The following is a 6,943-nucleotide window of genomic DNA, read 5'->3' as shown; positions in this document are numbered from 1 at the left end:
CAGTATTGTAGGACAATCCTATCGAATTAAAGATCATTTTAGCAAAGAAAATGATTGATTTTGTACATGCTTAAACAAGCGAAAATGTACATGTTTATCTTGACATTTACAAGTAGTTCAAATAAGTCATGCCATAAAACAATTTATCATCAAAAAAATTCCTAGACAAAATCGGTCAGTCTAAAATTTAAATTTCTTTAGCAATCAATTATTAGGGATAACTATACCTAAATGGAGATATTCATGATAAGAACGTAGATACAAAATGAACATATCGGGAGAACAATTAACATTTTAACATGATTGCGATGTATGAGATTTCGGGATACAAAATATAGTCAAGATTATTTCTATAAAAAAGTGCTCCTAAATTTATATAGGAGCACTTTTTATGAAGCATTATTTTTAATCTGCGTAGGAACCACTTTATTATAATAACCATGCTTTACAACTTGCCTAACATCATCTACTTCAATATCCATCATTTCTGTAATATCTACAACAATTGTATTTTGCAGAACATTGACTACAAATCCTGTTAATTGTAAATTAGGATTTTTACGATATGAAAATTGAACGTAATCTCCAAGTTTTACTTTTGTGTTATGATCCATTTTGTGTCCCCCCTAAATTATCGTTAAGTATTCAATAGTTTCCCCCAATTTTGATTCTTCATACTGGTTGGCAAGTATATAAAATAAAGAACACTTAATCTTATTTTTCGTAGCTCCTGTTACAGCATTGGATTTTTAAATAATTTATAGCACATTTTATAATTTATTTCTCAATATAGAAATAGATGTTAAATATAGGTTTTATATAGAAGTAAAGTAAGGAATATAATATTATAAATCTTAAGAAAGTCTTTGACTTTTTCTCCTTATGAAAAAGATAAGATCCTCTCTGGTCTTATCTTTTTTATTTTGAATTTGTTATACAAAAAAGAGCATCCCTATAACAAGGATGCTGCAACAGGAAAGAACAAACATATAATAATAAAAAGAATTACTTATATTATAATTTGGTAATGAGACAATTCATATTGAGAAAATTCAAAATGGATTGAATATCTTTATATACTTCATTATAATTGATTACGAGCTGAGTAGTATTCTGTCATGTATTCCTTTTTTAAAGAAGATTGATCTCAATCTTCTTTTTTCTATTTTGTCTCTCTTCCTCGAAAAATAGAATAAGAATTACCTAATAATTGTAGAAATTGCTTGTTTGTAAACTAGTTGTTGCTTCCCCTGAACCATCATAAGAACCGTAAATTTATCTGTTGCAAGAATTTTCCCGCGTATGGGAACCCCACTCTTTAAAAATATGGTACAGTCCCCCTTTTTTCCTTTTAATTGTTCATACGTATCTCCTTGTAAGTTATACATGAAACAAGCCCCCTATTTATATATATTTTCAATACTTGCTACTATATAACTATCGTAACACAATTAAATACAAATGCCGCTCTAGGTACGTATTTCGCAATAAATTAATTTAAAATACAGAAAACTGATCATCCTTTCTAAAAAGCATAGTCAACTTCTAGTAGTAAATACAAGTTGACTACAAACTGCAACAAATATTACCAAGGAGCAAAATGAAACAACCATAATCCGTTTATTTGACTATTCATTCCTGGAATTAGTTTTGGTCAAGTTTACTCTTTTTTCATTTTGATACACCTGAATATTTCTAAATAATAAACACAGACTATACTCAGGCGATAAGCCATAACTCATTTAATCTGTCCCAGTATTTCTTCTCTTCTCTTTTCTGTATTGAGCAGTTAGTCTACTCTAACTGCTCTTATCCTTTCAATTAACTTGTCACCATTTATAAAAATACATATGTATTATGTATGTGAAAGCTTTTCCACTCATATTATTCTCCGTAAAAGGGCCTCCTCTCACAACAGACCCTTTTTAAAGAATGATTTTTTCATTTTGAATTTTCTTTCAATTTATGTTATACTAAAAAAAAGAGTCGAGTCTCCTTTAGGCTATGTTTATTACAAAAAACCAATTCTCCTATATAAGAATTGGTTTTTTGTAATTTATTTACTATAAATATTAAAACTAGTTTGTGGTATACTTTTAAAGAGAAAAAATCAGTGACAAGTCTCTTCTATTTATCAGTACCTTGTCACTGATTTTTTCTCTCGTGTCTACTTCTTGCATCTTGAAAGAGCCATAATCTCAGCCATTGGGGATTATGGCTCTTTTTCTTGCTTACTTTATTATAATACAGTTGAAGGAACGTTCCTCAAGTTTTACAATTAATTATTTTTTTATTTCCTTTTTAGACTCAGCTCCCAGTTGCTCTAAAAAGCCTAAAAGTCCTAATAACGTAGCAAAGGTGGCTGCTTAAGAAAAAAACTCAGTTTAATCAATTAATTGTATTAAGAACCCATTGAAAGGATATTATTAAACTTTTCTTTATTTTTTGGTACAAGTATGTCACATTGTATTTCGTATGTATAGAAAATCAAATTGATATACCGTATAGTTTAAGTATCGTCACCTAAATTTGAATCTTCGTATCTAATACTGTTCGATATTCTTCTAAGATCAGTACATCAAGATGCATGCTACTTCCCTTCTAATTACTGATTAGGTACATGTTTTATGTTATCGAATGTGGCTTTGATTTTTTCAGCTCGTTCATACTTCGTTTTTGTTGTAGTTGTTGAAAAAATTCGAGATTTAAGGAGTATAAGTAAGTAAGCACGTTCTTGTAAAATTAACATCGCTCAACTTGCTCTATCTCTTCCTAGCTGATAGCTATATCTCTCATTTATACAGTAATACAAGATTTTTCTTCTAGTGGAATGTACTCCGCTTCTTTTAACTGATGAAAAGGGCGTAATTGCACACTATATATCGTATTTCCCACTGCTTTCATTCCCGAAAAAAAATATATTTCTCCTTCTATTTCGTAGGCAGGACGTATGATCAGCTTTTTTTGACTTTCATATTGAACATGACCAATTTCAACAATTCCTTCATTTAACAAGGCATCTCGATCATTTGTATAGTCATTTTGAAAATCGGTATGTATCGTTTTATAAGACATTGTATCCCTCCAGCGGTTTGATGAGTGGTTTTTAACTATGTACATCCTAAATGTCTGGCATCTATTTTTAATGGCATATACGTTTAAATTCAATGTAGGAAAACATAATTCCTAGTATGTTCTTGTTCTTTTATGAAAAAGTAACAATTGTCATGTTGTGTTTATAGAATCCAAAAAGAGTAGCACCCTTACTCAGGTACTACTCTATCTTTATGCTATTGTATATATAGTTTAATATCCAAGTATACCAACAATTTGAGTTGCTTTATTGTTACGAATGGAATAATAAATTTCTAAGCCTTTACGTTCAGCTTTTAGTACTTTACCCTTCATTTTCGATAAATGTTGTGAAACAGATGATTGGGGTATCTCTAAAACTTTTGTTAGCTGCGAAACATTAAAAGTATTATGTTTGCTTAGCTCGTTTACAATACGTAAACAAATTGGATGCGCCATTATTTTTAAAATTTCAACATCTTCTTCAGTAATATTAGTTTTTTTGATTCCAGTATTGTGCTTGTCATAGCTATTCTCCTTTATTACTTTCTTATAAGAAGTTATTTACCTTAGTATTCCGTATCTAAATTTTATATTTTGTATATCCTAATAGATAAAAATTAATGTAACATTAATAAATTCTATAGTTATTATATAACGGATTTTCTATTCGAGTGTGAAGTTCATCTGGAGTTTACGTAATTTTTATATATCCTAATGTAAAACTGAGCGAATGTATATCTGAGGTCTGATATTGCATAATCGTAAATAATAAAAATATAAAGTTCTCATATTTACTAAAGGTAAGTAATCCTTCTATTTTATTTTTCTACAATACAATTACGTTCTTACAGTGGGGCACCAGACATCTATCAACTTAAAAATCTAAACAAAGTGTACTTTCATTTTGTGAGGTAAAGCATTCCTAAAATAGAAGCATACTCTTAATAATACGCATACCAAATAAACCCTATCGTTTTATTAAAAATCCAGGAAATAGTAATGAAATCCTATATTTATACGATTGAATATAATGTCACACATTTTATAAGTTAAAAAGGAAAGGATAGATGAACAGGAGAGCATACCTGTTTACATCTACCCTTTTTTACAGCAATATGACCATATTAACTACTACAACAACTTTTCAAATAATTGAACTATTTTTTAAATAAATTAACCTCTTCGTTAACTTTAATTACGAATAAATGGTTCCCTTCACCTTCAATTGGATCAACTACATCTTCATTAAATGATTCAGCATGTTATCTACCATATCTATTAAACCAGCGGTTTTTATTTTCCCTGATTCCTTTCCATACCTAAGGTACCCAAAAGTCCAGAGGATTTCCGAGGCTACCATCCACATTTGTGTCTCTGAAAAAACATTTTATGCCACTAGATGAAACTGTAGATTCCTTAACAAGCTAAATCATGAAAATACACACAAAAATAGATTATCAATCATTACATTACTGCTTTGCTTCGTTCGAATAGAAAAACTCGGAAGAACGCCACTTGTTCGATATTCCCTTAATGTGATAAGGTGTCGTTCTGCAGCATCCACCTATTAAACGTGCACCTGTTTGGTACCATTCTTCAGATTGAATATCCAACGCGTTACATTGTTCATAATCATGCCATGTTTTTGTTTCTGGATTATAAGTTTCACCAGAGTTTGGATAAACAATAATCGGTTTTTTGGTGTTTGCCCTCAACTCTTGGATTGCACCAGTCACAACGTTTACTGGCGCACAATTGATGCCTATTGCTACAATTTGTTCACTTTTCTCAAAAGCTCGTGCACACTCCACGAGTTTCATACCTTCACTAATTTCTTTCTCATTTTTTAGCGAAAAGGTAAGCCACGCATATGTTTCTGGAAACTCACGCAATAATGTATCTAATACTCTTGCTTCTTGCAGGGAAGGGATCGTTTCAAATGCCAATAGATCTGCACCTGCTTCGATTAACGCGGACATTCTCGAACGGTGAAAGTCTGCTAATGTTTTATCTGTCACACCATAGTTGCCTACATACTCTGAACCATCTGCAAGGTAAGCCCCGTACGGCCCAACTGATGCAACAACCAATGGTTTAGGCCTATTCGTTTGCGTATTTTCCTTCCAAAAATCATCTCTTGCCCTTCTTGCAAGTAACACCGTTTTCTTAATTAATTCCAAAGCTTCCTGTTCTTGTATTCCACGCTTGGAAAAACCGCTAATAGTAGCTTGATAGCTTGCTGTTATGGCACAGTCCGCTCCAGCAATAAAATAATCTAAATGAACCTGATAAATTAGTTCTGGATTTTCTAGTAACACACGTGCCGACCAAAGGGGATCGTCCAAATTACATCCATGTGCCTCCAATTCTGTAGCTAATGCTCCGTCAAGAATCATAATGGAATGTTGGGATAAAATATCATCAATTGGGTTGATTTTGTTCGACATAATCTACGCCCCTCTTTTTTAGATTTTTTGTTAGATAATAACTTCCATAGCAAAACAAAATAAACGGTATGCCGCAATATAAGGCAATCCTCTGTGTTGGATCGAATGCAATTCCAATACACGATGCTAGACAAAGGATAAAAGAAGCAATTGGTACTAATGGATATAGTGGTGTGCGATAAATCAAGTCCTTTTCAGAATTTCCTTCTTTCAAAAATTGTCTGCGAAATAGGAACTGGGAAGCACTAATACTCATCCAAACTACGACTACTGCTAGACCGGAAATGGAAACAAGTACGATATAGACAGTATCTGGTGCCACAATACTTGAGAGCAAAGCCAAAGCTCCACCCACCATGCTGAAAATGACGGCGTTGATTGGAACACCTTGCTTCGTCATTTTTCCAAAAATGGGGGATATCATATTCTTATTAGCAAGCGACCAAAGCATTCTAGAAGAGGCGTAAAGACCTGAGTTTGCCGCAGATAAAATGGCTGTTAAGATAACGAAATTCATTATGTCAGCTGAAAATGGCACTCCAATTCGTTCTAGAACTGCAACAAAAGGGCTCTCTAATACCCCCGCATCGGAAATAGGCAATAACGCAGATAAAACAACAATCGTTCCTACAAAAAAGATGATCAATCTCCACAGAGTAGTTCGAATGGCCTTCGGTATCATTTTTTCCGGGTTCGCTGTTTCTCCAGCTGCAATGCCTATTAATTCTGTTCCCGAAAAAGCAAAATTAACCGCAAGCATGGTCATCATAATGGCCGTAGCACCATGAGGAAATAAGCCTCCACTTGTAAAATTAGAAAAGAATGGTGCTGCTTTTGAATGAGCCATCGGAAGAAACCCTAGCATTGCCGCTACTCCTAAAACAATAAAAATCACAATAGCTATAACCTTTATCGATGAAAACCAAAATTCGGATTCGGCAAAAAATTTAACAGTCAGAACATTTAATACAAAGATCAAAATGGCAAAAAGAACACTCCATACCCAAACATTAATCGATGGAAACCATCGCTTCATAAGTAATCCTGCGGCTGTAAATTCAGAACCTAAAGCAACAGTCCAAGTTAACCAATACAACCATGCTACTGTATACCCTGTACCCGGTCCAATGTATTTAACTGCATAACTATGAAATGCGCCCGTTTCGGGCATATGTACGGAAAGTTCTCCTAAACATAGCATAACTAGATAAACCACTAGTGCACCAACCAAATAGGATAGAATTGTTCCAAATGGGCCAGCTTGTTGAATAGTGTAACCCGAACTTAAGAATAAGCCCGTTCCAATCACCCCACCAAGTGATAGCATGACTAAATGACGTGCTTGCATTTTCCTTTGAAATTCTTGCCCATTTTTGTTCTCCATTTCTACTCTCCTTTAGTTACTATCCAGAAAAAACAAA

Annotated in this window: 6 protein-coding genes; all 6 read right to left on the bottom strand. The window is 33.0% G+C overall.

The annotated features are described in order from the left end of the window. Nucleotides 1-389: 389 nt before the first annotated feature. Nucleotides 390-614, bottom strand: a complete 225-nt coding sequence (locus ACS2CR_RS22075) for a DUF2187 family protein (protein ID WP_000349980.1) — start codon at nt 612-614, stop codon at nt 390-392. Between the two features lie 585 nt (nt 615-1,199). Continuing rightward, the gene (gene hfq, locus ACS2CR_RS22070) at nt 1,200-1,388 is read right to left on the bottom strand and encodes an RNA chaperone Hfq (RefSeq protein WP_153602943.1); all 189 of its coding nucleotides are present in this window, start codon (nt 1,386-1,388) and stop codon (nt 1,200-1,202) included. Between the two features lie 1,408 nt (nt 1,389-2,796). Then, nucleotides 2,797-3,075 carry a hypothetical protein gene (locus ACS2CR_RS22065; protein ID WP_153602942.1) on the bottom strand — a complete coding sequence of 93 codons (279 nt, stop codon included), beginning with the start codon at nt 3,073-3,075 and terminating at the stop codon, nt 2,797-2,799. Between the two features lie 231 nt (nt 3,076-3,306). Beyond that, complete coding sequence (locus ACS2CR_RS22060; RefSeq protein ID WP_374050077.1) at nt 3,307-3,579, bottom strand: ArsR/SmtB family transcription factor; 273 nt, start codon at nt 3,577-3,579, stop codon at nt 3,307-3,309. 965 nt (nt 3,580-4,544) lie between these two features. Next, nucleotides 4,545-5,522: a homocysteine S-methyltransferase gene (gene mmuM, locus ACS2CR_RS22055; protein ID WP_153602940.1), complete on the bottom strand. Its 978-nt coding sequence runs from the start codon at nt 5,520-5,522 to the stop codon at nt 4,545-4,547. After that, the gene (gene mmuP / locus ACS2CR_RS22050) at nt 5,497-6,906 is read right to left on the bottom strand and encodes an S-methylmethionine permease (RefSeq protein ID WP_153602939.1); all 1,410 of its coding nucleotides are present in this window, start codon (nt 6,904-6,906) and stop codon (nt 5,497-5,499) included. Before mmuP ends, mmuM begins: the two co-directional genes overlap by 26 nt. Nucleotides 6,907-6,943: the final 37 nt, after the last annotated feature.

The sequence above is a fragment of the Bacillus cereus group sp. BceL291 genome, from assembly GCF_051776705.1.
In the GTDB taxonomy this organism is placed as follows: domain Bacteria; phylum Bacillota; class Bacilli; order Bacillales; family Bacillaceae_G; genus Bacillus_A; species Bacillus_A cereus.
The sequence above is the reverse complement of the archived record's forward strand: the minus strand, read 5'-3'. Positions and strand labels throughout refer to the sequence as shown.

Coding starts and splice junctions, on each gene's coding strand:
- ACS2CR_RS22075 (WP_000349980.1), bottom strand. CDS start 614: ATGGATCATAACACAAAAGTAAAACTTGGAGATTACGTTCAATTTTCA.
- hfq (WP_153602943.1), bottom strand. CDS start 1,388: ATGTATAACTTACAAGGAGATACGTATGAACAATTAAAAGGAAAAAAG.
- ACS2CR_RS22065 (WP_153602942.1), bottom strand. CDS start 3,075: ATGTCTTATAAAACGATACATACCGATTTTCAAAATGACTATACAAAT.
- mmuM (WP_153602940.1), bottom strand. CDS start 5,522: ATGTCGAACAAAATCAACCCAATTGATGATATTTTATCCCAACATTCC.
- mmuP (WP_153602939.1), bottom strand. CDS start 6,906: ATGGAGAACAAAAATGGGCAAGAATTTCAAAGGAAAATGCAAGCACGT.